The sequence below is a fragment of the Selenomonadales bacterium 4137-cl genome (assembly GCA_032334055.1).
Classification (GTDB): Bacteria; Bacillota; Negativicutes; order Sporomusales; family UBA7701; genus Anaeroselena; species Anaeroselena agilis.
On the sequence record JAUOZS010000001.1, the window covers coordinates 215715 to 240645 of the forward strand.

Here is a 24931-nt window from a genome sequence, read left to right on the forward strand (position 1 = left end):
GGAAGTGGGGTTAGATGGACGATGCGAATCGTTCGACATCGGAGGCCGTCGAGGCGAGCTGCTGCATTGTGGCGGAAATCTGTTCCGTTGCCGCCGCCTGACGTTCTCCGTGCTGAGCGGCAGAAGCGATGTTTGCCACGACGGTTTGGGTGTCGCGATGGATGTTGTCCAGGATACTTTTGATATTCTTGACCGAGTCGGCGCTGTTGGTGGCCATTTTGCGCATTTCGTCGGCCACGACCGCGAAGCCCCGGCCGAGCTCGCCCGCGCGCGCCGCTTCGATGGCGGCGTTGAGCCCCAGCAGATTCGAGTTTTGGGCGACATCGCTTACGAACTGCAGGATGCTGCCGGTCTTCTCGATTTCCCCCAGGACACTTTCGCTGACACTTCTTATTTTTACCAGGTTTTCCGCCAGTTGGGCGGCCGTGACGGCCAGTTCCTGGGAAGTGGCCGTCATTTCCTGCGCGATCGAGGCGATGTTTTGAGCCGCTTCATGCATGGTTGAGACCGTCTGCATGTTGATAGCGTTGCCGACTATGCCGGAGAAGGTGCCGTCTTCTTCGATTATTGGCGTCATCATCGCCCTGAGTTTTACGCCGTAAGCCGATTCGGGGACGTCCACCCTGACAGACTGCCGTGTTTCGACGACCTTTTTGGCGGCGCCACCGGGAGCAGGCTGGCCAATGGTGACATTTTCCTTGAAGGTTGTCGCCTGGGTATGGTAGAGGATTATACCCTGGGCGTCAGTGACCATTGCCGAGCAATCGAAGGCGTTAAGGGTACGAAACAAATCTGCGGATTTGATGGCAGCTTCCAGTTTGGTCATTTTTCGGCCCTCCGTAGAAACTAATTATCTTGACAAATAATGGGGTGATATTGCTATATTCGGCGTTTTTTGTCTGAATTCCTCTCTAAAGACGCCGCCCTTGCTTTGAATTAACAGCAGGGGCGGCATTTTTTGGGATCCGCAGCCTTAAACGGGTGCGCTAGCGCGGATCGATTTCTATCAGCTTGTACTTTGGCGACCCCATGCCTATTTTGGCCGCATGCTCGATCTGGATGGCACCGTCGCGCTCAGGGAAGGCGAGGCGCCCCAGGGGGTGGCCGTAGGCGGCGGCGGTAAGGTCCTGAGTGGCGGCATCGATGGCTACCGGGTCGCTTGAGGCCAGGATACCGATGTCAGGGATCATTTTGTCTACCGGGTGCTTGACGAGGCAGTCGCAGTCTTTGGTCATGTTGGTGAGGACGTTAAAGTAGAAGCATTTACCGGGTTTGCCGATGACCGCCCCGTAGGCGTATTCGGCCATGGCTTTCTGCAGGAAGCCCTTGTCGGCGCCGAAGTCGTATTTGACGGCGTCGAACCGGCACACGGCGATGCATTCGCCGCAACCGACACACTTGGCGGAGTCGATATGGGCCTTGCCGCCGTGTTCGCTAATGGCATCAGCAGGGCACCAGCGCATGCATTTTTGGCAGAAGACGCATTTTTCGACATCGACCTGCGGCAGCACGGCCGAATGCTGGCGCATCTTTCCCATACGGCTGGCCAGGCCCATGCCGAGGTTTTTGATACAGGCGGCCAGGCCGGTGGAGATGCAGCCGGTGGCGTGGGAGACTACCAGCAGGGCGTCGGCGCTGATAATCTCCCTTGCTACCTTAACTGTTTTATGGATTTCCCCCGGAATCGCCACTTCGTACTCGGTGTTTCCGGTGAGGCCGTCGGCCATGATGAAGGGCGCGCCGACACTGTCGATGCCGAAGCCTTGGCGGTGGGCCTGCATGAGATGACTGACCGCGTTGTGCCGTTCTCCTTTGTAGAGGGTGGAGGTTTCGGTGAGGAAAGGGAGGCCGTCCTGTTTCTGTACCTTGGTCACTAGTTCCCGAATGAGTTCCGGCTTGATCCGGGTGTTGTTGGTGCCTTCGCCGACATGAAATTTGATGGCGACAAAATCTTTGGCGGCAACGGCCGGTGCACCGGCTGTGTCGTAAAGCTTGCCGATCGCTTCGGCTTGTTCGGCGGCGGTGGCACCGTCCGGCAGTTTTGCTAGGTATACTAGTGATTCCATTGGTATGACCTCCCACTTTTTTGGTGATTAGTCTGCGGCGAGAGCTGACTGGTTTAGTGAGCGGCGGTTCTGCCCTGTTCCTGGGCGAGCTGATCGAGCGACTTGCCCTTGGTTTCCTTCTTGACGAACAAGATGGCGGCAAGGGCGCCGATAATCGCCGGAATGACATAGAAGAGGAAGGACATCTGCGGGCCGAGCTTCATGCTCATGATGGCGCCGGCGACGATCGGGGCGAGCGCTCCGCCAAGGCGGCCGAAAGCCTGGCACCAGGCGACGCCGGTGTTGCGGAATTCGGTGGGATAGCCTTCAGCCATCAAGGGCTGGACGGCGGTTATCGCGTAGTTGATCGCGAAGCCCATGAAGATGTTGGCCGCCAGGATGGCGCCGAAGCCGCCGCTGACAAAGGCCATGATGACGATCGACACGCCGCCGAGCAGGTAAGCCATGATAAGGTTGGGCCGGCGGCCGATGATTTCGGCGACGAAGCCGGTGGAACAGTTGGCGATGACGGCGGCGGCGTTGTTGGCGATCGCCAGGGCGTACGCGGAGGTGAGCTTGAAGCCTTTCTCAAGCATGAGGGACGGCAGCCAGGCGTTGAGGCCGTACACGGTGAAACAGCCGCAGAAGTAGGTGATCCAAACACCGGCGGTGATCATCCAGTAGTCTTTGGAAAAGAGAGCCGCGGGGCCGACGATTTTAGGCTTCGGCGGGACGACGAGAGCCTCGGGATCGCGCGGCGTGACTTTGCCGGTAGCAAGGTTTTCGATGTAGTTGAGGATTTCATTCGCTTCGGCTTTGCGTCCTTTACCGGCCAGCCAGTAGGACGACTCGTGCATCTGGTAATAGAGGAATATGGCATAGAGGAACGGTACGCCGCCGATCAGGTAGCAGATCCTCCAGCCGTAGTGGGGAACAAGCAGGGTGGGGATGAGGCCGCCCATAACCCAGCCGACGATCATCCAGGCCATGCCGAAGGTGATGAAGAGGGCGCGGCGCGGCGTAGGAGTGGATTCGGAGAAAATCGTGGTGACGACGGGTATGCAAGCGCCCAGGCCGACGCCGGCCAGCACGCGGAAAAGGGCGAACTGCTCAAAGCTGGTCGCGAAGTAAATAGGGATGGTCAGGAGGGAATACGCGGCAATCGAGTATACGAGAGTGTTTCTGCGGCCGATTTTGTCGGAAATTATGCCGGCGCACGCACCGCCGATGATCAGACCGAAAAGACTCCAGGAGGACAGGGAGCCCATCGCGACTTTGTCCAAATGCCATTCGGCGGCGATCTGCGGCATGGTATAGGATACGACCATGTAATCGTAGCCGTCGAAGACCATCGCAAATCCGAGGAAGAAAAAGACTCTCCAGGTGAACTTGTTTACTCCCAATGAATCGATTACTTCTGAAATGGTGAAATTTTTCACTTTTTTCATTCTCCTTCCGATGACCAGCTTGGGATGGAATAGTTTCCTAACGTGTGGCGCTCGAGGAGTGATTGGGTTGTCGTTGTTTATGTATAACGGCTTTGTTTCAGCCCCTAGGGCGGCAATCTTGCTACGAGTCGGTGGGGGGCAGGAGGGTTTCCGCTTTGGCCGGCGGCCTTTGTTGACAAACAGTCAGCCCCCTGATCATGATGTCGGCGGCTTTTGTCATAGCGTTTCTGAATGTCGTGTCGTTTTCGACGAGAAAATGATAATCGAGCAACTTGTCGATGGTGCCCAGGTACATCTTGCGTAGGACCGCAAGGTCGACCGGCTCGAGAATGCCCTTGTTAACCCCCTGGCTGATAACTTGCTCGATCATTTCCCAGCGTTCTTGAAAATAGGCTTCGAATTTTGCCCATTCTTGCGGCAGGAACCGTTTGGTATCATTAATCATTTTTTCGTTGAGCGGTCCGAGAGCTTTGGGCGAGAACACCATCAGAGCTTTGAGCTTATCGGTGATGTCCAGATCGTCGCCCTGAAGGATGGTGGCTATCTGAAGGCGGAAGTCGGTGCGGATGTTGTCAAAAATGGCTGCCATGAGAGCTTCTTTGGAGTCGAAGTGCTCGTATACCGCTCTTTTGCTGACGCCTAAATCGCGGGCGAGATCCGAGGTGGTGAATTTTATGCCGTACGCGTTCATCAGTTGCAGCGCGACGGCAAGTATCCTATCCCGCATAAGATCAGCCTCCTTTCGGTACCGCCGTGGTTTCGCGGGTACCGCATAATATCTGGGGGAGTGTGTTGCTGCATAGTTGAGTAGGTGTTCCACTCCCCCGGAATATTATGGGTGCTTTAGGCATCCTTGCTTTTCGTAGTTATTGCTACTGAGCAATGGTTGCTTTTGCCTTGGCCGCTTTTTCGCTCTTATCAAGCGCCCTGTAGATGAAGGCGCAGACCAGACCGAGTACGCTGATGGCAAGAGCGATGTAGAAGGCGTTTTGGTAGCTGCCGGTAGACATTCTTACCGTTGCGGCGGTCATCGGGCCGAAGATGGCCGCAAGGCTGAAGCCGATAAAGGTGATACCATAGTTTACACCAAAGTTTTTGAGACCGTATCTTTCGCTGATGATCGGCGGCATGGTGCCCATGAAGCCGCCGAAGACGGCGCCTACGCCTATCCCGGAAACGGCAAAGCCGGCAACCGAGCTCGTCATGCTCAGATTGAGCATGGAGAGGGCGGATACGACGTACATGATCGCGATGGTGTTGGAACGACCGATTTTGTCAGACAGGCTGCCGAAGCCGATACGACCGAGCGCGTTCGAAATGGCGACCAGGCTGACGAAGAAGGCGGCGTCCATGGGAGTGAGCTTGAACATGAGCTGGCCAATCGGCGACGCGAAAGCGGTGATCATGAGACCGGAGAGGGCGCCGCAGAGAAGCATAATGAGGATGACCCACCAAGTCTTGTCTTTAAGCATGTTGTACCACATGACATCGGGGATGTTCGCCTTGGGAGCACCGGCTTCGGGTTTCGGCTCCCAGCCTTCCGGTTTGTAGCCCGGAGGGGCTTTCTTGATGATGTTGATCGTGATGGCGAGGACCACGAAGAATGCGGCGCCGAGGATTTTGAAGGTGGCCATGACGCCGTATTTGATGATAAGGGCGCTGGCGACGGGGGCGAAAAGCATGGCGCCGCAGCCGTAGCCGGCGGCGACCAGGCCGGAGGCAAGGCCTCTTTTGTCAGGGAAGAACTTGACGGTGTTGCCGAGCGTTCCGGCGTAGACAACGCCGCCCCCTATACCGGCCAGGGTGCTGTAAGTGATGTAGAGCAGGCCGACTTTGTTGACAAAGCCGGTAAGGAAAAAGCCGACAGTGAACATCAGACCGCCGATGAGGATGTTGGCCCTGGAGCCAAGGCGGTCCTGAACGTAGCCGCCGCCGATCATGGCGACGGGGCTGAGACCGTGATTGATCGTGAATGCCAGTCCGATGGCGGCCGCAGACCAGCCAAACAATTTTCCAAGCGGCAGTGCGAATACGCTCCACGCGTACAGGGTGCCGATGCAGAGGTTAGTTACTATCGCGGCGACAAGAATTAACCAGCGATTGTATTTTTGTTCGGCCATTCTCCGACCTCTTTCTTTCAGTATTTTGTTTCCAAATAGCAGAATAACAGACAAAGAATCATGGACTCACTGTGCGACAAGTGGACTGGTGTGAGGCGACTGTTGTCGAGGCTGTTTAGCCGCTTGGGGGGCACAGGGTTGAACGGCAAATATACGAAAATTCGTTAAATTCTCGTCAGGGGACGAACGGTGGTCCCCCTTTGCGGCAACCTTAGTTGTGTGCCGTTGGTTGGATAACCAGCCTTAATTGCCGGCTTTTTCTTCGGCAGGCAGTTCTGTTTTGCAGAAGGGGCAAATTTTCTGCTTAACCCCTCCTATGGCGGCGATTTTCTTTTTGCAGTTCGGGCACTCTACAGGCTTGGCTGCTCCACCTGGACGAAAACACATTGCACATTACCTCCTGAAATTTTGTTGCCGGGGAAGGTTTTTCCCCCGTTAAAAATACGTTGCCGTAATTAGGCGGGGCTTTCTGAACCGCTGCTTATGGCAGCAAAGGACGTTGTCGCCTGTCGCCTCGCCGGTGCGGGCGTTTACTGCTGGCGCAGCAAAGCCGCATAGTTCGCTTGACTTGAGTGTAGCCGGAAAAACGCGCGATGTGCCCTTTTTCCCCCACCTCCTTCAGCGCTTGTCCGCTTATTTCGGCGCGTCTTTTGCATTGAGTATGATGTGAATCCCTGCCGATGCATACCATAATATGCAATAAACGTGCCAGCTCGCCCATAAGCGGTCGAAGCGCCGGGCATTAAGGGGCGGGGTGTTTTGCCCGTTTCTTGAGAAACAAGGGTTTTATCTCTTTTTGGTTTTCCGGCGAATTTGTTAATAAGTTCACAAATGGGATAAATCCAGGGTGTCGGCCAATCCTTTTTTGCGAATTCAGTATCATTTTAGGAAATGGTCTGCTTGGTAATTTCGGTGCGCACGCGGAGGGCGCTGTGGCTTTTTAGTGGCGGTATTCTAAAGGGCCCCCTGGCAGGGGGCCCTGGGAAGAAGGCACTGGCGGGCTAATAATCTATTTTGAAGTCTTTCAGTTTCCGATAGAGGGTTGAGCGGCTGATTCCCAACACCTCGGCCGCCGTTCGGGGACAGTTGTTGGCATGGAGAAGGGCGGCCTCGATGGCGGCTTTTTCGAGTTTTTCCAGACAGAGGATTTCTCCGATTTTCTTGCTGGTGTCAGATAATTCGTCCGGTTTTACGGGGCAGGAGTCTACAAGGATGTAGTTAGGCAGGTTTTCCGGTTTGATGAGGTCCCCTTGGGCGGTGTTGACGGCGTGGATTATGGCGTTCTGAAGCTGCCGCACGTTGCCCGGCCATGGGTATTCGCTGATCTTTTTCTGGGCCGCCGGGCTGATCTGGGGAACTTTCCAGTTGTGGCGCTCGCAGTACCGTTCGATGAAGTGTTTGACCAGCAGCTCAATGTCGCCGCTTCTTTCCCTTAGAGGAGGAATGTTGATCGTCAAAACCGACAGACGGAAGTACAGGTCTTCGCGGAATTGACTCTCCTTGACCATTTTGTAAAGGTCTTTGTTAGTGGCTACGATTATGCGGAAGTCAACTTTCTTGTAGCGGTTGCCGCCGACCCGCATGACCTGTTTGTCTTCGAGGGTTCTGAGCAGTACGGCCTGGAGTTCCAGCGGCATGTCGCCGATTTCGTCGAGGAAGAGCGTTCCCCCGTGGGCAAGCTCGATTTTGCCGGCTTTGCCGCTGCGTTCCGCGCCGGTGAAACTGCCGCCTTCGTAGCCGAACAGTTCGCTGCCGATGAGTTCCCTTGGCATGGCGGCGCAGTTGACGGCCATGAACGGTCCCTGGGGGCGGTGGACATTGTGGATGGCCTGGGCGAAAAGCTCTTTGCCTGTGCCGCTTTCGCCGGTGAGCATGATGTTTTCCGCCGAGGCGGCGAAGCGCTTGGCCAGGGCGAGGGTTTTTTTGAGCTCGGGGCTTTCGGTGATGATGTCGGCAAAGGTATGTACGGCCATGCCGTTGGTCTTAACGCTCGCTTTGGCGGCGGCTTTCTCGGCGGAGATAAATTTCAGGACGGCGACATTCAGTTCGTTGGTCTCGTGGTTGATTATCGGCCGGATAACAATCTGGAAGGGGAGCTGCCGGTCGTTGCCGACGCTGATGTGTTCTTCAACACGGACGATCTCGCCTTTTTCCGCCAGGGAAAGGAGGGGGGAGTCGTGGTTGAGGAATTCGCAGATGTTCCGCTTGCCGACGTCTTCATGGCGGAGTTTGAGGATGCGCATGCCGTCTCGGTTGGTAAAGATAATCTTCCCGGTCCGGTCGATGGCAACGATGCCCTCTTCGACAAATGCCATGGTGGCGTTTAAGGTGTGGTGGACGACGATAAGCTTGTCGGTTGTGCTGCGGAGATGGTTGTCGAGGGCCGCGACTTGTTTGTTGGCGCTGCAGAGTTCGTCGGCGGTTTTGCTGAGCTTTATGCCGGTTTCAATGGCGACGGCCATGGAAGTTGTCAGCGCGAAGCTGTGCATGCTTAGGTTTTTGAGCGTTTCTTCGTCCGGAGGATTCTGCAAAGGCTGGCTGAGCAGCACGAGAGCAGCCTGAACCGAGCCGTTTTCATCTTTAATAGGCGCGGCGGAGGCAATGCTATTTTGAAACGCGATGCAATAGTGCTCGGGACCGAGCAGTTGCACGGGGCGTTTGAGGCGGATGCATAGTTCGTGGGCGGTGGTGCCTTCAGTGTGTTCGTCGGCGACGATGCCCATGCGGGAGCTTTGGTCGGCAAAGAGGGGCGGGAATTTTTGCCAGTCCCCCTCGTTTAGCAGCACAACCCCGGTTTTATCGAATAAATAGAGGAGATAGCCGCAAGAAAAAAGGAGGTCTTGGAAAGACTTGGCCAACGAATTTGTTATGTCAATAAGCTGTCGATGCTGATCGAGGAGTTTCGACAATTCGTCGGGCTTCATATGGGGGCTGGTCACGACTGCATAAGGGTTGACGCCCAGGTTGCGGGATCTGATCCAGGAAGCGGCAACTTCTTGGTTCATGTAAGGATGTCTGCGGGGATCCTCGGATTCGTCCTGCAAAAATGCCTGCTTGCACTGCAGCAGCGCCTGCCACCGTTCGTAGGACACGAGAATGTCGCTGGATCTTATTTCGTTGTCGGCAAAAAAGTTGACCTGTGTGTTCTGGATTTTCGGAAGGCGGTTGGTTTTGCCCATCTGCACTTTCCTCCATCGTATTCTCGTCTGACACACTGCTTTACCGCGAACGTTTCGTGGGGCAATCAGGAGAGCTTTGTCCCATTATATTCGCTCCGGCAACCGCTTTAGTACTTGGCGCCGAAGCGAATTTTGACTATTCCGGCAAATAATGTTTAAATACAAGGCCGACGAGTCTCAGTAGACGTATCGACTTTGCGAAGGCGATTGGGTAGTGTAAAAACAATAAGAAATTTGATACTACCCCTATGCTATATTATATAATTATAACCTTATCAGTACAAGACCGGCACATGTAATCTTTTGGGGTTATTAACATTATTTTATGTGCTGACACAGAGGTTTTGCAAGGTCTACCGGTCTTGCGGGGCCTTTTCTTTTTTCGGGTTGCCAGCTACCTGGGGCTAATTGATATTTTTTTCACATTGCCGCAGTGTTAGAATTCGCACCCAGTTTTAAAATGATACTGTAATCGCAAAAAAGGATTGCAATCGGCTATCGTTGGGTGAATTTCTGCGAAAAAAAACGGCGGGCAAGCGCCTGTCTTTGCCGAACGCCGAACGCCGCCGCGCGTTTTTGCGACTTTGGACATGTATTGTCGCACTCTGGCACGTTTATTGCAATATATCCGCTTAAGGGCGCTATGCGCCAACCATAGTAATATCCGGGCGTAACGCTCTGCCTTAGTTGTCAAAAACCGCCGCAAGGCAGATTTGACTCATTATGGACGGCGGAGGCCCGGTCAACGCCGGAAGGGAGGCAACATGAGCAAAAGTATCGATTTGCAACAAGAGGGCATCGAAGTAAAGAAATCGTGCTGTTACTTCTGCCATCAGAACTGCGGTGTGCTGGCTTATGTCAAAGACGGCAAGGTGCTGGCCATCGAAGGTGACCCCAGCTATCCCACTAACGAGGGGGGACTGTGTTGCCGGGGTAATATCGCTTTGAAACATCTCGATCATCCCGCCCGCGTCAACTACCCGCTCAAACGGGTGGGCAAACGCGGTGAGGGCAAGTGGGAACAGATTCCCTGGGACCAGGCAATGGACGAGATCGCCGCCAAGTTGGCCGCGATTCGCGACGAGTTCGGCGCGGAGGCGGTAGCCACAGCCGGGGGCACGTCGCGCACCGACGACTGGGCCCGCCGGCGGTTTATGAACATGTTCGGCAGTCCGAACTGTTTTCACAATTCCCATTTATGCTGGATACCTACCTTTATGGTGGAGACCGCCATCTACGGCTGGTGCCCGTTCGACCTTGACCTGGGGGCGAGCCGTTGTCTGGTGCTGTGGGGCCAGAACCCGGGTGCATCGAGCATGCCGGAGATGCACCACATCCGCGAGTTGCAGACGAAGGGCCTGAAGGTAATCGTCATCGATCCCCGTTTCACCGAAACGGCGGCGAAGGCGGACCTCTGGCTGCCGCTCAGGCCCGGCTCCGACCTGGCGCTGGCGCTGGCGTGGGTCAACGTCATCATCCACGAGGGTCTGTACGATGCGGAGTTCGTGACCGAATACTGCGAGGGCTTCGGCGAGCTTGCCGACCATGTCGAACAGTTCACGCCCGAATGGGCGGCGCCGCTGACTTGGCTGACGCCGGAGCAGATTCGCGAGAGCGCTTATATGTACGCGACAAGTAAGCCTGGCAATATTCAGTGGGGGGTCGCCATCGACCAGCTCGGCAAATCGGCCGGCGCGGCGATGCACGCCCGTGCGCTGCTCAGGGCACTGACCGGCAATCTCGATTGCCCCGGCTCCGATCTCTTGACCGGTCCCAGCCAGGACTCGATCACCGACGAGGAAATGGAAGCCAACGACATGCTGCCGGAGGCGCAGAAGGCGAAGCAGATCGGCGCCGACCGCTTCAAGCTGATTACCTGGCCCGGTTACGGCCGGATCGCCGAACTTGCCAAGAAGCACTGGGGCAAGGCGCCGACCGCCGAGTGGATGTGCGAGGCCCATCCGCCGTCTGTGTTCAACGCCATCATCACTGGCGAGCCTTATCAGATCAAGGCGCTGCTGGTGTCGGCCACCAACCCGGTGAATTCGTACGGTCAGAGCAAGATGACTCTGGAGGCGCTCAGGAAGGTCGACTTCATGGTAACGTGCGAGTACTGGATGACGCCGACAGCCGCTCTGTCCGATTATGTACTGCCAATCGCCGGCGCCCTCGAACGGCCGACGATCACCAATTCTTACGGCTGCGCGGATTTCCTGCTGTGTTCGCAGCGGGCCATCCAGCCGATGTACGAGCGCCGCAACGATTACAACTTCTGGCGCGACCTGGGCATGCGCATGGGCCAGGAGGAGATGTGGCCGTGGGAGACGGTGGAGGATGCGTACCACTACCGTATCGAGCCGCTTGGCTACGGCGCCGAGAGTTACGATGAGTTCGTGGATTTGTACCGTTTCCATTTCCCGGAGAGGGAGTATTTCAAGTATAAGCGGATCGGTTTCGGCACTCCGTCCGGTAAGGTGGAGCTGTATTCCTCGACTCTCAAGGATCTTGGCTATCCGCCGCTGCCCGAGTACGCTGGCCCGGTCGAGAACGAACTGGACGACCCGGAACTGGCGAAGGAGTATCCGCTGGTGTTGACGACCGGCAACGGGTTTATGCCGTTCCACCATTCCGAGCACTTTCAGATCAAGGAACTGCGTTTCCTGCGCCACGAGCCCCGGGTCGAGATCAACCCGGCGACGGCTGCCGAACTGGGAATTGCCGATGAGGACTGGGTCTGGATCGAAACCCGCCGCGGCCGGATCAAGCAGAAGGCTGCGCTGACACAGGGGGTTGCTCCCCGGGTTATCGTGACCGAGCGCGGTTGGTGGTTCCCCGAGCGGAGCATGGCCGAGCCGGAGCTGGGCGGCTGCTTGGAGTCGAACACCAATGTTCTGACCAGCGTGGACGACGAGCATTGTGACCCGTTCAGCGGCACCTGGGCCAACCGGGGACTGCTTTGCAAGGTTTACAAGGTGAACGGCGCGGATGCGAAGGAGGGTAAATAAGATGGCCCGCTATGCAATGGTTTTCGATATCAGGCGTTGCATCGGCTGCCATTCGTGCACGGTAGCCTGCCGGACGAAGAATGAGTTGCCGATGGATATGATTTACAACCCGGTCACCACTGTAGGCCCGACCGGCGTGTATCCCAATTTGAGCATGGTTCATCTGCCGCTGATCTGCATGCACTGCGACAATCCTCCGTGCGTCGATGCCTGCCCGACGGGCGCTTCTCAGCGCCGGGACGACGGGATAGTGTTTGTGGAGGATAAGAAGTGCGTCGGCTGTTTGGCGTGTGTGATGGCCTGTCCCTACGGGGCTCGGGTTAAGAACCACGAGTCGGGCGCGGTGCAGAAGTGCGATTTCTGCAAGGACCGGGTGGACGAGGGCAAGCTGCCGTACTGTGTGCTGACTTGCCATCAGAAGGCCCGCGTTTTCGGCGATCTCGACGACGAGACGAGCGAAGTATACAAACTTGTAAACGGTGAGCGTACGGTACGCCTGCTGGCAGAGCTGGGGACCGAACCTTATGCCTTTTACATTTACGGATAGGAGGCGGAGCTCATGAGTCAAAAGCATGAAGGCTGGGGCTGGATGCTGGCCGTCGATTTCTTCTTCGCAGGCATGGGCGGAGCGATGCTGGTGATCGCCGGGATTGTCGACCTGTTCGTCGGCGAGGGGCGCACTTCGGCGCTCGCTAGTTTCCTTGGGGCCGCGTTTATGGCCCTGGGGTCGGGTCTGCTGATCTTCGAACTTGGCCGCCCCTTCCAGTCGTGGCGTGTATTTATGAACCCAAGGGCAATCCTGACGGTGGGGGCCTGGGTTATGTCGCTGGCGATTTGCGCCGGCCTGGTTTACACGACGTTTTCGTTCGCCGTTTTCCCCTGGAGCGATTGGGTGCTGGTCCGCAAGCTGGTGGCCGTGGTCATCGTGGTGTCCGGCCTGATTGTGGCCACTTATCCCGGCGTGCTGCTGGGGCGGCTTAAAGGCCGGCCGCTGTGGGTCGGTCCCGGGATGACGAGCTTGTTTCTGACCTCGTCGCTGGTTACCGCGTTCGCCGCCCACATCCTGTGCGGCATGATTGTGGCTCCGGCTACGATCGGCGACGTACTCGCCAGGTTCCCGGCGATAACCGCCGTGTTGCTGGCTGTGCAATTGCTGCTGTGGGTCAGTTATATGTGGGTGAAAATCAGCGGCGCGACCGAGGCTGAAGCGGTCGCCGCCCGGAGATTGCTTTGCGGCGAGTACTCCTCGGCGTTCAAGTATGGTCTCATGCTGGTGGGAACGGTGCTGCCGCTCCTGCTCGTGCTGGTTTCGTCGCCGCTTTATCAGGCGGCGGGCGCGATTCTGGTGCTCGTGGGCGGGTTTATCCTGCGCATGCTGGTCATTTACGCCGGCGGCGCTGACCGGACCTGGCTTCCGGGCGAGGTGAAGTATCGTTCGCGTCTCCCGCATGGTGACGAAGCCTTTATGAAGGCCTGGAACGAGAAGGAGTTTTGGACCACAAATAAGTAAAGATCAGGAGACTGGCTATGAAACCGGCTGAATTCACCGCAGTAAACACCGTTTTGAATCGTACGGAGAGCGTCTGCCCTGTTTGTTTGCGGGTCGTCGCCGCGCAGGTCGTCGCCGAGGGCCGGGCCGTCTATCTGGAAAAGGAATGCCCCGAGCACGGGGCATATAAGACCTACCTGTGGCCGGATGTCGACCACTACAGGTGGATGGGAGCTTTTCAGTACCCCGGGGTGCGGCCCAAACAGCCGCTGCCCGCGCGGCAGGGCTGCCCGCGTGACTGCGGGCCGTGCACCGGCCATCTCCGCCAAGCGACGCTGGTGGAACTGGAGCTTACCCAGCGCTGCAATCTGCGCTGCCCGGTCTGTTTTATGGCGGCCGGGTCGGCGCAGAAAGCCGCGCCGCCCGAGCCCGACCTTGAGGCTATCGGCAGCGTTCTCAGGAATGTGATGGAGAAAACGGGTCCCCAGACGAGTATCCAGCTTACCGGGGGGGAGCCTACGGTTCGCCACGACCTGGCTGACATCGTCCGGCTGGGCCGGGAAGTGGGATTTCTCGCTATCGAGGTCAACACGAACGGCGTGGTGATCGCCAAGGACCCAGGCTACGCCGCACGCCTGGCCGAAGCGGGGGCAAGCGGCATTTATCTGCAGTTCGACGGGCTGAGTCAGGAGGTATACAGGAAGATCCGCGGCGAGGATTTGCTGGCGGTCAAGCTGCGGGCGATCGAAAATTGCCGGGCGGCCGGTATCCAGGCCGTGCTGGCGATGACGGTCATCAGCGGCATCAACGACGACCAGATGGGGGCCGTGCTCGATTTTGCCCTCAAGAACCGCGACGTGGTTGCCGGCGTGGCTTATCAACCTGCTTTCGGCTCCGGCCGTTTCGACGTTGCCCCCGAGCGTCGGCTGACGATGGGGGATGTGGCCTTCATGCTGGCCGAGCAGAGCCAGGGCCTGTTAGGGCCGTATGACCTGTGGCCGCTGGCGTGTTCGCACCCGCTTTGCTCCTGCGCTACTTATATTGTCGAAGAACAGGGCAAGTTCAGCCCGCTGACCCGCCGGATCACTCCCGCCGAATATGCGGAGTATTACGATCCGGCCAGCCCGCAGGGTTCTATATTCCCCGACATTGCCGCCAGCCGGTTCCCCGAACTTGGTTCCGGCCTGTCGGTTGTCGTGATGGGTTATATGGACGCCCGTAGCATGGATCTGCAGCGCCTCAGGGAGTGCAGCATGCTGGTCGCCGGGCCGGAAGGCCGGCTGGTCCCGTTTTGTGCCTACCAGCTCACCGACGTGTCCGGAAATAAGACCGTCACGCAAAGGTGCGGAGCATGACACAGGAAAAGCTTGTTAAAACGAATTGCCGCTTCTGCGGCTATCAATGCGGCCTTACAGCCACCGTGACCGACGGCCGGGTGACGGCGGTCGAGCCAGACCCGACCCAGTACCCCGGCGACGCGGGCATTCAGCGTGGCTGCCGGCGGTGGCGGGTGGCACCGGAATTTCTCGACCATCCCCAGCGGATTAATTATCCGCTGAAGCGAGTGGGCGAGCGCGGCAGCGGACAGTGGCAGCGGATTACGTGGGACCAGGCGCTGGACGAGATCGCGGCCAAGCTTGCGACGCTCAAGGAACGCCACGGCCCGGAGATGCTGGCAACCTGCATCGGCGGCCCGCACGCGGTTTTCTGGCCGCTCCACCGGTTCATGAATCTTTTCGGCAGCCCCAACAACGTGGGGATCGGCCAGATATGCTGGAATCCGGCCACCTGGGTCAATGCCCTGACTTATGGATGGACGATCGAAAATGAGCTTGACCCCGAAAAAACGGCGTGCGCGATGTTTTGGGGCACGAATCCGGCCGAGTCGGACAACTCTTTGTTGTGGCGTACGTTGGTGCGCTTCAGCCAGACAGGCAAGCCGTTGATCGTCGTCGACCCGCGGCGGACGCGGACGGCGGAGTTGGCTACGCTTTGGCTGCCGGTGCGCCCCGGCACCGATGCTGTGCTGGCTCTTGGCTTGATCAACGTGATTGTGGCCGAAAGGCTATATGACGAGACGTTTGTCGACAGGTGGTGCAATGGGTTCGCCCGCCTGGCGGAGCACGTGGCCCGCTACACGCCTGCGTATGTTGAGAGTGTCACCGGGATAAAAGCGGAAACGGTTGTGGCGGCCGCGCGGCTTTACGCCGGAAATGCGCCGGCGACCCTGATTTCCGGCCGGGGCATCGACCAGATCGGCGCCAACAGTTTTGCCACCCAGCGAGGGCTGGCGATTATGAGGGCCATAACCGGCAACCTCGACACGCCAGGGGCTTCGCATATCACGGATATGCCGGATTTTATCCCGGAAATCGACCTGGAACTGAGCGATCGCTTTCCGGCCGAGGCGCGCCAGAAGAGACTGGGAAGTCTGGCGTTGCAGTCTTACCCCGGTTACGAGCGCGTCCGGAGATTGACGATGCGGCACGGCCGGCGGCTGCCGATGCGCTATCTGACTTCCGCCCAGCCCAACCTGGTGTGGCGGGCGATGCTGACCGGCGAGCCGTACCCGATCCGATCGCTGATCGTGATGGCGACCAATCCGCTGCTGACCCAGGCGGACAGCCGGCTGATTTACGACGCGCTGAAAAGCCTCGATTTGCTGGTAGTGCTGGAGATGTTCCCGACACCGACGACGATGCTGGCCGACTACGTGTTGCCGAGCGCCGGCGCCCTGGAGCGCCCGCTGCTGGAGACGAAGGCCGGTACAGCCAATCTGGCGTACGGTGGCGCCAAGGCGGTCGAACCGTATTACGAGCGGCGTCCCGATTACGATTTTTGGCGAGGGATCGGGCTGAGGTTGGGGCAGGAGAACGACTGGCCCTGGCAAAGCTTCGAAGCGGCACTGGCCGCGAGCATGGAACCGACGGGCTGGACGTGGGATGATTTTTGCCGCGAGGGCCTGTATACGCTGCCGCCGGAATACCGCAAGCACGAGCATATCGACCCCCAGACCGGCCAGCCCGCAGGGTTTGCCACCGCCAGTGGCAAGGTTGAACTCTATTGCGGGCTTGTCGCCGAACTCGGCGGCGACCCGTTGCCAGTGCCGCAACCTACGCCGGCGACGAGCGAGGAGTATCCCCTGTCGCTGATCACCGGGGCGCGATTCCAACCGTATTTCGCCTCCAGTTTCCGCCAGTTCGCATCATTGCGTTCCGCTCACCCCGAGCCGTGGGCCGAAGTCAGCGTCGCCACGGCGCGCCGGCTGGGTCTCGAAGATGGCTGCCGGGTATGGGTCGAGACGGAGCGCGGGCGGGCCAGCTTTACGCTGCGGATCGCCCGTATGGGCGACGGCGTGGTGAGCGTCGAGTACGGGTGGTGGTACCCGGAGATGGCGGCGGCCGAGCCAAGCATCGGCGGCCTGTGGGCGGCAAACGCCAATACCCTGACCAACGCCGATTACGAGACTTCCGATCCCATGATAGGGACCGCAACATATAACGGGCTACCCTGCCGGGTGTCGAGGGCGGAGTAGGGTCCTAAAATGATACTGTTATCGCAAAAACGGATTGCTTGCAGTAAGGCCTGACAGCCGGCTATGTGAAGCTTTTAACATGGGGGCAGCGCATCCCAAAAAGAGATGCGGCGCTGTTTGACGCCTCTCGGGGGAAGTGCCTGAAACCTTGGAATATAGCGATTTTTGCCGGCCTTAACAAGCTGGCACGCATATTGCATGTATTATTAGGTGATATGCGAAGTTGATATCTAGGCAAAGCTATGCCTCATTTGATAGAGAGTATTTTACGAAATGATGGCTCGGCTATCGCCTGGAGGAGGTGTTGGGGTTAAAGGCAAAAACGAACAGATTTTTGTAAGCCCATGAAAACAAGTTTCTAGAAAGGGTTGGTGAGATCGTGAGCAAAATAACCAAAGAATGGAAGCACGTAAACGAGGACGGTTCATATACCGTCAGAACCTGCGGCTGGTCGCCCCCTGGTGACCATCCCGTAGGATGCGGCATGAAGCTGCATGTTAAAGGCGGCAAGCTCGTGAAGGTTGAGGGCGACCCCGATCATCCTATCAGCCAGGGCCGGCTTTGCATCCGCTGTCTGACGCTGCCGGAATTCGTGCATCATCCCCAGCGTATCACCACGCCGATGAAGCGCGCTCCCGAAAATCGCGGCAAAGACATCTGGCAAAAGATCTCCTGGGACGAAGCCTGGGATATCATCGTTCCGAAAATTAAAGAGTTCAAGAAGAAGTACGGCGCCGAGTCGATCGTCGTTTTTGGCGGCACCGGCCGTCAGGCTTGCCTGTACTACTATCCGCTTGGCTTCGCTTCGATCGGCACCCCGAACGTCTGCTATCCCTGGAGCGGCTGGTCCTGCTATGGCCCGCGCTGCTCTATCACCGACTACATCCTCGGCGCCGGCTATCCCGAGATCGACTTCGCCGGTACTTATCCCGACCGTTACGACAACCCGAACTATGTTGTGCCGAAATGGATCATGCAGTGGGGCAAAAACCCGCTTATGTCCAACCCGGACGGCTTCTTCGGCCACTCGCTCATCGACCTGCTGAAGCGCGGCACGGAGCTCATTCAGATCGACCCGCGGATGACCTGGCTCGGCACCCGTTCCAAGTACGTCTGCCAGCTGCGTCCCGGCACCGACACCGCTCTTGCTCTCGCGTTCATCAACGTCATCATCAACGAAGAACTGTACGACAAGGACTTCGTCGAAAACTGGTGCTACGGCTTCGACGAACTCAAAGAGCGCGCTCAGGAATACTCGCCTGAGAAAGTCGCCGACATCACCTGGGTACCTGCCCAGAAAATCCGCGAAGTTGCCCGCTTCATGGCTACCGAAAAACCGGGCGCCATTCAGTGGGGTCTGGCCGTCGACGAAAACCCGAACGGCGTTCAGCTCGGCCACGCTATCCTGTCCCTGTGCGCCATCACCGGCAACCTCGACGTTCCCGGCGGCATCACCATGGGCCCACCGGCCGCTCTGCTCGGCAAATGGCGTATGGAAACCCGCCGCAACCTGTCCCCCGAACTGTGGGACAAGCGGATCGGCGCCAAAGAATGGCCTGCGCTCAGCACCGCCATGGCGACCACTCATCCGGACGAGACCCTCGATACCCTCGAGACCGGCAAACCCTACAAACTGCGCATGGGCTGGTTCAACAGCAGCAACTTCATCACCCCGACCTGCTCCGCTCAGCCTGACCGCTGGTACAGGGCCCTCAAGAGCCTCGAGTTCAACGTTGTTCAGGACCTGTTCATGACCCCGACCGCGATGGCGTTCGCCGATGTATTCCTGCCGCTGCCTACCTTCGCGGAAGCCGACGGCGTCGTTGTTACCCACTTCGGCCGCAATGCCGTGTTCCTTGGCGCCATCAACGAAGCTCTGCGCGTTGGCGACACCAAGTCTGACATCGAGGTCTGCATCGAGCTCGGCAAAAAACTCCACCCGGATATGTGGCAGTTCGACAGCGTCGACGACTTCTTCACCAAGCAGCTCAAACCCGAGCTGGGCATCGACTTCAACGACCTGCGCGAACAGTTCATCTATCAGCCCAAATACGAATACCGCAAGTTCGAAACCGGCAAACTGCGCTCCGACGGCGAACCCGGCTTCAACACCGTTACCGGCATGGTCGAGCTCACCTCCACGCTGTTCGAGGCCTGGGGCGAAGATGCGCTGCCGTACTTCCAGGAGCCCCCGTACAGCCCGGTCAGCACACCGGAACTCTTCAAGGAGTATCCGTTCGTTCTTACCACCGGCGCGAGGAAGTTCACCTCCTTCCATTCCGAGCACAGGCAGATTTCGACCCTGCGCGAGATCGATCCGTACAACGAAATGGAAATCCATCCCGACGCCGCCGCCAAGCTCGGCATTATCGATGGCGACTGGGTCATGATGGAGAACATGTTCGGCAAGTGTAAGGCCAAAGCCAAACTCACGCCGATCATCCACCCGCAGGTCGTCCATTCGACCCACGGTTGGTGGTACCCCGAAAAACCGGGTGAAGAGCCCAGCCTGTTCGGTGTTTGGGAATCGAACATCAACACCCTGATTCCGCACAAGCACATCGGCAAACTTGGCTTCGGCTGCCCGGCCAAGCAGATGATCTGCAAGGTGTACCGGATCGAAGAGGGAGTCTAAACTGCCCCGTTTGGCCAGCAGTTCCGGCAGGATTTTGCCGGCCGACGAAGAATAGTGATAGGAGGTTGAACAATGTCACGTAACGGCTTGTTGATTGACTACCAATATTGCACAGGCTGCCATAGCTGCGAAGTGGCCTGCAGGAACGAACACAATATCCCCCGTGGCAAGTGGGGCATCAAGCTCACCGAGGTAGGCCCCTGGCAGGTGGAAGGCGACAAGTGGGAGTGGAACTACGTTCCCGTCCCCACCACGCTTTGCGACCTGTGCGAAGACCGGGTTAAAGCCGGCGAAAAGCCGACCTGCGTCCATCACTGCCTCGGCCAGTGCATGGAGTACGGCCCGGTGGAAGAACTGGCCAAGAAGATGGCCGGTAAGGGCAAGAAGGTCGTTATGTTTGCTCCCTGAGCAAACTGATGACAACCTGTTCCGACTGCTGAAGACTGGCATAGTGACCGCGCCCCCCACTCCGTAGGGGGGGCGCGGCAGTATGCGTATTTTAGCACAAGGGAAAGGAGGGACAAAAATGACGGAAGAGAAAAAGCCTGTGGCCCCGGGGCCGCGCAAGATCCAGAAGCCCCTCAACCCGCTGGCGGCGAAACCGGGCCAGATGTACGGCAAGGTCGATTTCGCTCCGGAGAAGCCCTACAAGGATATCCTTGGGGACGATAAGAAGTAATCCGACAGCTGTCCTTGGAAGAGGACCGCAGGATACGAAAACAGCCTGTCGTCATCGACGGCAGGCTGTTTTCTCCGTTGCGGCGCAGGGATGGCAATAGGCAGGGAAGCGTGGAGGGATAACAGTGTGCTGGTCATGCAATCCGTATTGCGGCGGCTGCAAGCCGCCGAAGCCGAAGCCGATCAAATGCCCCGAATGCAAGGCGTTTAATTTCGGCGAGGAGAAAAACTGCAAGCGGTGCGGCACCGTACTGCCCGAACGTGAGCCTCCGCCCACGGTAATGTGCCTTTATATCGGCAAACTGTGCGCCAACCCCTGTATGCGCCACAAGAAGGAGCCCCGTGAAGGGGAAGATGCCGTCTGCATGTGGCATACGCCGGCGAAAGACTCCGAATAGGTATTCGCGACATAGCCCGGAAGATACGTAAACCCGCGCAACCTGATTACGCGGGTTTACGCTGTTTTCAGACGGGGGCGGAGTGGCTGTTCGCCGTCTGAAGCCGGTTTGAATATAGCTTGTGACAGTTAGGGAGGTCACAAAAGAAGACAAATACATTGACAGCGCGGGCGCTGTTTTTTACAATAAGGTTAACGATCGTTAACGAGGTGGTGTCATGCTGGGTTTACCTGAACACAGCGGGAAAAAAGGCGAAATGCTGTACGCCAGCCTGGAGCTATTCGCGACACGGGGGTATGACGCGGTTTCGGTGCGCGATATCGCCAAGGCCGCCGGCGTGTCGGAAGCTGCGCTGTACAAGCATTTCGCCGGCAAAGAGGATATGGCGCTTTTCATCTTCGGCGGTATTATCAGCGAATACACCGCGCGGCTGAAAGCCGTCGCTGCCGGGCCGGAAGGGGCGGTGGCGAAGCTGGGACGCATCGTCGACGTGACTTATGAACTTTACCGCGAATACCCCGCGGAGATTCGCTTCGCCTTGCTGTCGCAGTACCTGTTCTGGGATAAGGTGGCCGAGGAGATCAAACCGCATTTCGTCATCCGCCGGATTATCGCCGACGGGATGGATAGCGGAGAGATACCGCGGCGGGAGGTGTACCTGTGGATCGCGATTTTTTCGGGAGTAATGCTGCAGCCGCTGGCCCAGCACCGCTATTTCGCCGATGTGCTGCCGGGAATGGCGGAGTTGAAGGTGGAAATCAAGGCTGTGGTTCGGAAATTGTTCGCTGTGGAATAAGGATAGAACAAGGAAGCCCTGGTGCCGGTTGCGGATGAAGATCGGGCAAGGGAGTGTAAAAATGTGAAGGTTTTGCTGCGCGCCTTTTTGCAAATGCTGTTCAGGACGAGGCTGACAGGGGAGAGGGAAATAAGCCTCGAGGGGCCGTCGATCGTACTGCCGAATCATGTTTCGTTTCTCGACGCAATCTTTCTTTACGCATATTTGCCTGGTGACGTGTGTTTCGTCGTCAATACGGCGATCGCGCAAAAGCTCGGCTTTGTCCTGCGGTGGGTCAACCATGTCACCGTCGACCCGCTTAATCCGTATTCGCTGAAAAAGATCGTCGGCGAGATAAAGGCCGGAAAGACGGTGGTGCTGTTTCCCGAGGGGCGGATAACGGTGACCGGCGGCCTGATGAAAATCTACAGCGGCGTCGGCTTCGTCGCGCTGAAGACGGGGGCGGCGCTTCATCCGGTTATCTTCCGCGGCCCTGAGTTTTCGAAGTTGTCACGGATTAAGGACAAGGTAAGGTCGCGTTGGCTGCCGCGGGTGACGATTCACGTGGGGACGAGAACGCATTTGACGCTGTCCCGGGCGGGGAGCTTCCGCCGGCAGAAGAAGGAGATAAGCGATCAGCTCCTGGCGCTGCTGCAGTTGAATCTGTTCGAGGCCCGCCAGCAGGAGGACGCGGGAGCAAATCTGTTCGACAAGCTGCTCGACGCCGGCCTTGTGCATGGCTACGCCAAGACGGTCGCGGCTGATATCGGCGGCACGGTAACGTATAAACAGGTGATCATTGCCTGCTACGTGCTCGGCGGGCGGCTGGAACAGGCGCTGGCGGGCGAGGAGAGGGCAGGGGTGCTTTTGCCCAACTCGATTGGCCACCTGGTGGCGTTGTTCGCGCTATTTTACCTCGGGAAAACGCCGGCCATCCTCAACTTCAGCGCCGGCGCCGAAAACATCTTTAATTGCGCCGAGACGGCCGGCATCAGCGCGATCGTGACCTCGCGGACGTTCGTCGAGAAGGGACGGTTCGAGGAACTGATAGCCAGGCTGGCGTCAAGATTCCGCATAATTTATCTGGAGGATGTGCGGCAGGAAATAACCCTTGCCGACAAAATCGGGGGCTTGGTGAAGTTTCTGCGGAAGGAGCGGGCCAGGGGCAAGGGCGACGTCATCCTGTTCACCAGCGGCAGCGAGAGCAAGCCCAAAGGAGTGGTGCTCAGCCACGCCAACATTCTCGCCAACATCAATCAGGCAACGTCGGTGATAGATTATACGCCGCGGGACAGGATGCTCAACGCGCTGCCGATGTTCCATTCCTTCGGCCTGACGGCCGGGACGTTGCTGCCGGTGCTGGGCGGGGTGGAGGTTTTCCTCTACCCGACGCCGCTGCATTACAAGATCATTCCCGAGATCGCTTACGACCGCAACCTGACCCTGTTGCTGGGAACGCCAACTTTTCTGGCCGGCTACGCCAGGTACGCCCATCCTTACGATTTTTTCAGCATGCGCCTCGTTCTGGCCGGCGGGGAGAAGCTCAAGGAGGAGGTGCGGCAGGTGTGGCTGGATAAGTTCGGCATCCGCATCCTTGAGGGCTACGGCACGACCGAGACTTCTCCGGTGCTTTGTCTCAATACGCCGATAATGTATAAGGCCGGCTCGGTCGGCCGATTTCTGCCCGGCGTCGAATGGCGGCTGGCGGAGGTGCCGGGAATCGAAGACGGCGGCAACCTGCTGGTGAAAGGGCCGAATGTGATGGCTGGGTACTTGCTGCATGGCAAAGGGTTTGTACCGGCACCCGATTGGTATGACTGCGGCGATGTGGTGAGCGTGGACGGCGAGGGCTTTGTGAGCATCAGGGCGCGGTTGAAAAGGTTCGCCAAGATTTCGGGCGAAATGGTCAGCCTCGACGCGGTGGAGAAGGCGGCCGAAAGGTGTTTCGGTACCGACCGCAACGCCGCCGTGAATGTGCCTGACGCCAAGAGAGGCGAGAAAATCATCCTGTATACGGTGAACACGAAGGCGACCAGGCAGGCCCTGCGGGAATTCATGAGCGGGACGCGCCAAAACATGCTGGCCATGCCGGCGGAGGTTGTAATCGTCGATCAACTGCCCCTGCTGGGCAGCGGCAAGACCGATTATGTGACACTGAAGGCGAGGGCGCAGGGGGACACGGGGCATGGTTTTTAGGCCGTCACCGCTGGGGGCGCTGTTTTTCGCCCAGTTCCTGTCGGCGTTCGTCGACAACATGATCCTGTTCATCGCCCAGGCGATCATTGTCCGCGACTCATATCCTGTCTATTACCTGCCGTTCGTGCAGAGCACCTTCCTGGCAGCTTATATTCTCCTGTCGCCATGGGTGGGGCGTTTCGCCGACAAGCACGCGAAGGCGACGGTGCTGATCGCGGGCAATATCGTGAAAACGGCGGGGGTGGCGCTGCTGCTGGCGGCCGCCAACCCGGCGCTTGGCTATGCGGTGGTAGGCGTGGGCGCGGTGATCTACAGCCCGGCAAAATACGGGATACTGCCGTTCCTGACCCGTGGCGAGGACGAGCTGCTGCGCGCCAACTCCGGGCTGGAGAGCTACACTATCCTGGCCATTCTCGCCGGATCGGTCGCGGGCGGATTCCTGGCCGACCTGTCGATCGCAATGGCCCTTATAGTCAGTGTCCTCCTTTACGGCGCTTCGATCGCGGTAAACATGCTTATCCCCAAGGATGCGGGCAACCGCACGATCAGCTACGGGAACGCGGTGAGCGAGTTTATCGCCGACACGGCGATATTGTTGAGGCACCCCCGGAGCCATTACTCGCTGATCGGCACCGGGTCGTTCTGGATGGCCTCGGCGGTGCTGAGAATGATCATTTTCGCCTGGGTTCCCCTGACCCTGGGGATTACCGGCGGCACGCAGATCAGCATGATCATCGCCGTGACCGGTGTCGGCGTCGCTCTGGGTGCGGCGGCGACACCGTGGCTGATCAGCATCGGAACATACCGTCGCACGGTGTGGTTCGGCTTCGGTATGGGACTTGGCATCCTGGCGTTCCTGAAGATAAGCACCCTGCCTGTCGCCGTCGCTTTTTTGCTGCTGGTAGGGGTGCTGGGAGGGGTTTACATCGTGCCGATGAACGCCTGCCTGCAGCAGGTAGGTCACCACAGCGTCGGGGCAGGGAAGACGATCGCGGTGCAAAACTTCCTGGAGAATATTTTCATGTTCCTGGGAGTAGGCGCCTATACGTTGGCAACTAAAGCCGGGGTCGCCACGAACGTATCCCTGGCCGCCACCGGCGCGGCGACGCTGCTGCTGGTAGGCTACCTGTGGCTGCAATCGAGGCGGTAACGGCTGGTTTCAGACGCGGGTCGGGCGGACTGTGCGCGGGGGAAGGGTGACGGGCTTTTCCCTGAAGCAGACAAACTATTTGTATGGCGACGAATTTTGGTTTATAATGTTTTCAAGGATTTGTTTTTTCGACAAGACAGAATAACAGGTCAGGCGTCTTGAGGAACGGACGCCGGGACCGGTTTGTTTGTCTTGGCTGTTATTAACCGAATAGGTGCGATTATACCGAGGCAAAGACGAGTTCTTTGCCTCTTTTGTTTTTCCGGCGGGCCGGGGAA

General features: G+C 58.1%; 18 protein-coding genes. 12 read left to right on the forward strand and 6 right to left on the reverse strand.

Features of this window, described 5'->3' with window-relative positions; translation table 11 throughout:
* Nucleotides 1-10 precede the first annotated feature (10 nt).
* The 6 genes from Q4T40_00995 to Q4T40_01020 all read right to left on the reverse strand — a co-directional run bounded on the left by Q4T40_00995 (nucleotide 11) and on the right by Q4T40_01020 (nucleotide 8792).
* Nucleotides 11-826: a methyl-accepting chemotaxis protein gene (locus Q4T40_00995; protein MDT8899825.1), complete on the reverse strand. Its 816-nt coding sequence runs from the start codon at nucleotides 824-826 to the stop codon at nucleotides 11-13.
* A gap of 160 nt (nucleotides 827-986) precedes the next feature.
* Nucleotides 987-2066, reverse strand: coding sequence for a DUF362 domain-containing protein (locus tag Q4T40_01000; GenBank protein ID MDT8899826.1), 1080 nt, complete (start codon nucleotides 2064-2066; stop codon nucleotides 987-989).
* Between the two features lie 53 nt (nucleotides 2067-2119).
* Nucleotides 2120-3484 carry an MFS transporter gene (locus Q4T40_01005; protein ID MDT8899827.1) on the reverse strand — a complete coding sequence of 455 codons (1365 nt, stop codon included), beginning with the start codon at nucleotides 3482-3484 and terminating at the stop codon, nucleotides 2120-2122.
* A gap of 130 nt (nucleotides 3485-3614) precedes the next feature.
* Nucleotides 3615-4220: a TetR/AcrR family transcriptional regulator gene (locus Q4T40_01010; protein ID MDT8899828.1), complete on the reverse strand. Its 606-nt coding sequence runs from the start codon at nucleotides 4218-4220 to the stop codon at nucleotides 3615-3617.
* Nucleotides 4221-4365: 145 nt separating this feature from the next.
* Nucleotides 4366-5613, reverse strand: a complete 1248-nt coding sequence (locus tag Q4T40_01015) for an OFA family MFS transporter (protein ID MDT8899829.1) — start codon at nucleotides 5611-5613, stop codon at nucleotides 4366-4368.
* Nucleotides 5614-6614: 1001 nt separating this feature from the next.
* Nucleotides 6615-8792 (reverse strand): sigma 54-interacting transcriptional regulator, encoded by a 2178-nt coding sequence (locus Q4T40_01020; GenBank protein MDT8899830.1) that lies wholly within the window; start codon nucleotides 8790-8792, stop codon nucleotides 6615-6617.
* A gap of 764 nt (nucleotides 8793-9556) precedes the next feature.
* Here Q4T40_01020 and Q4T40_01025 point away from each other — a divergent pair.
* From Q4T40_01025 to lplT, 12 genes are all read left to right on the forward strand, one after another.
* Complete coding sequence (locus tag Q4T40_01025; GenBank protein ID MDT8899831.1) at nucleotides 9557-11797, forward strand: molybdopterin-dependent oxidoreductase; 2241 nt, start codon at nucleotides 9557-9559, stop codon at nucleotides 11795-11797.
* Between the two features lies 1 nt (nucleotide 11798).
* The gene (locus Q4T40_01030) at nucleotides 11799-12344 is read left to right on the forward strand and encodes a 4Fe-4S dicluster domain-containing protein (GenBank protein MDT8899832.1); all 546 of its coding nucleotides are present in this window, start codon (nucleotides 11799-11801) and stop codon (nucleotides 12342-12344) included.
* A 12-nt stretch (nucleotides 12345-12356) separates the two neighbouring features.
* A complete protein-coding gene (gene nrfD, locus Q4T40_01035) occupies nucleotides 12357-13307 on the forward strand; it encodes a polysulfide reductase NrfD (GenBank protein MDT8899833.1) in 951 nt (316 codons plus the stop codon).
* A gap of 17 nt (nucleotides 13308-13324) precedes the next feature.
* Nucleotides 13325-14641 (forward strand): radical SAM protein, encoded by a 1317-nt coding sequence (locus Q4T40_01040; protein ID MDT8899834.1) that lies wholly within the window; start codon nucleotides 13325-13327, stop codon nucleotides 14639-14641.
* Nucleotides 14638-16821 (forward strand): molybdopterin-dependent oxidoreductase, encoded by a 2184-nt coding sequence (locus Q4T40_01045; protein MDT8899835.1) that lies wholly within the window; start codon nucleotides 14638-14640, stop codon nucleotides 16819-16821. Before Q4T40_01040 ends, Q4T40_01045 begins: the two co-directional genes overlap by 4 nt.
* A gap of 379 nt (nucleotides 16822-17200) precedes the next feature.
* Nucleotides 17201-19456, forward strand: a complete 2256-nt coding sequence (locus Q4T40_01050) for a molybdopterin-dependent oxidoreductase (GenBank protein MDT8899836.1) — start codon at nucleotides 17201-17203, stop codon at nucleotides 19454-19456.
* 72 nt (nucleotides 19457-19528) lie between these two features.
* Entirely contained in the window at nucleotides 19529-19864 is a 336-nt protein-coding gene (locus tag Q4T40_01055) for a hypothetical protein (protein ID MDT8899837.1), read from the forward strand.
* A gap of 118 nt (nucleotides 19865-19982) precedes the next feature.
* A complete protein-coding gene (locus Q4T40_01060; protein MDT8899838.1) occupies nucleotides 19983-20135 on the forward strand; it encodes a hypothetical protein in 153 nt (50 codons plus the stop codon).
* Between the two features lie 124 nt (nucleotides 20136-20259).
* The gene (locus Q4T40_01065) at nucleotides 20260-20532 is read left to right on the forward strand and encodes a hypothetical protein (GenBank protein MDT8899839.1); all 273 of its coding nucleotides are present in this window, start codon (nucleotides 20260-20262) and stop codon (nucleotides 20530-20532) included.
* A 217-nt stretch (nucleotides 20533-20749) separates the two neighbouring features.
* The gene (locus tag Q4T40_01070; GenBank protein MDT8899840.1) at nucleotides 20750-21328 is read left to right on the forward strand and encodes a helix-turn-helix domain-containing protein; all 579 of its coding nucleotides are present in this window, start codon (nucleotides 20750-20752) and stop codon (nucleotides 21326-21328) included.
* Between the two features lie 63 nt (nucleotides 21329-21391).
* Entirely contained in the window at nucleotides 21392-23503 is a 2112-nt protein-coding gene (locus tag Q4T40_01075; protein MDT8899841.1) for an AMP-binding protein, read from the forward strand.
* Nucleotides 23493-24653: a lysophospholipid transporter LplT gene (gene lplT, locus Q4T40_01080; protein ID MDT8899842.1), complete on the forward strand. Its 1161-nt coding sequence runs from the start codon at nucleotides 23493-23495 to the stop codon at nucleotides 24651-24653. The genes Q4T40_01075 and lplT overlap by 11 nt, the downstream gene beginning before the upstream one ends.
* Nucleotides 24654-24931 lie beyond the last annotated feature (278 nt).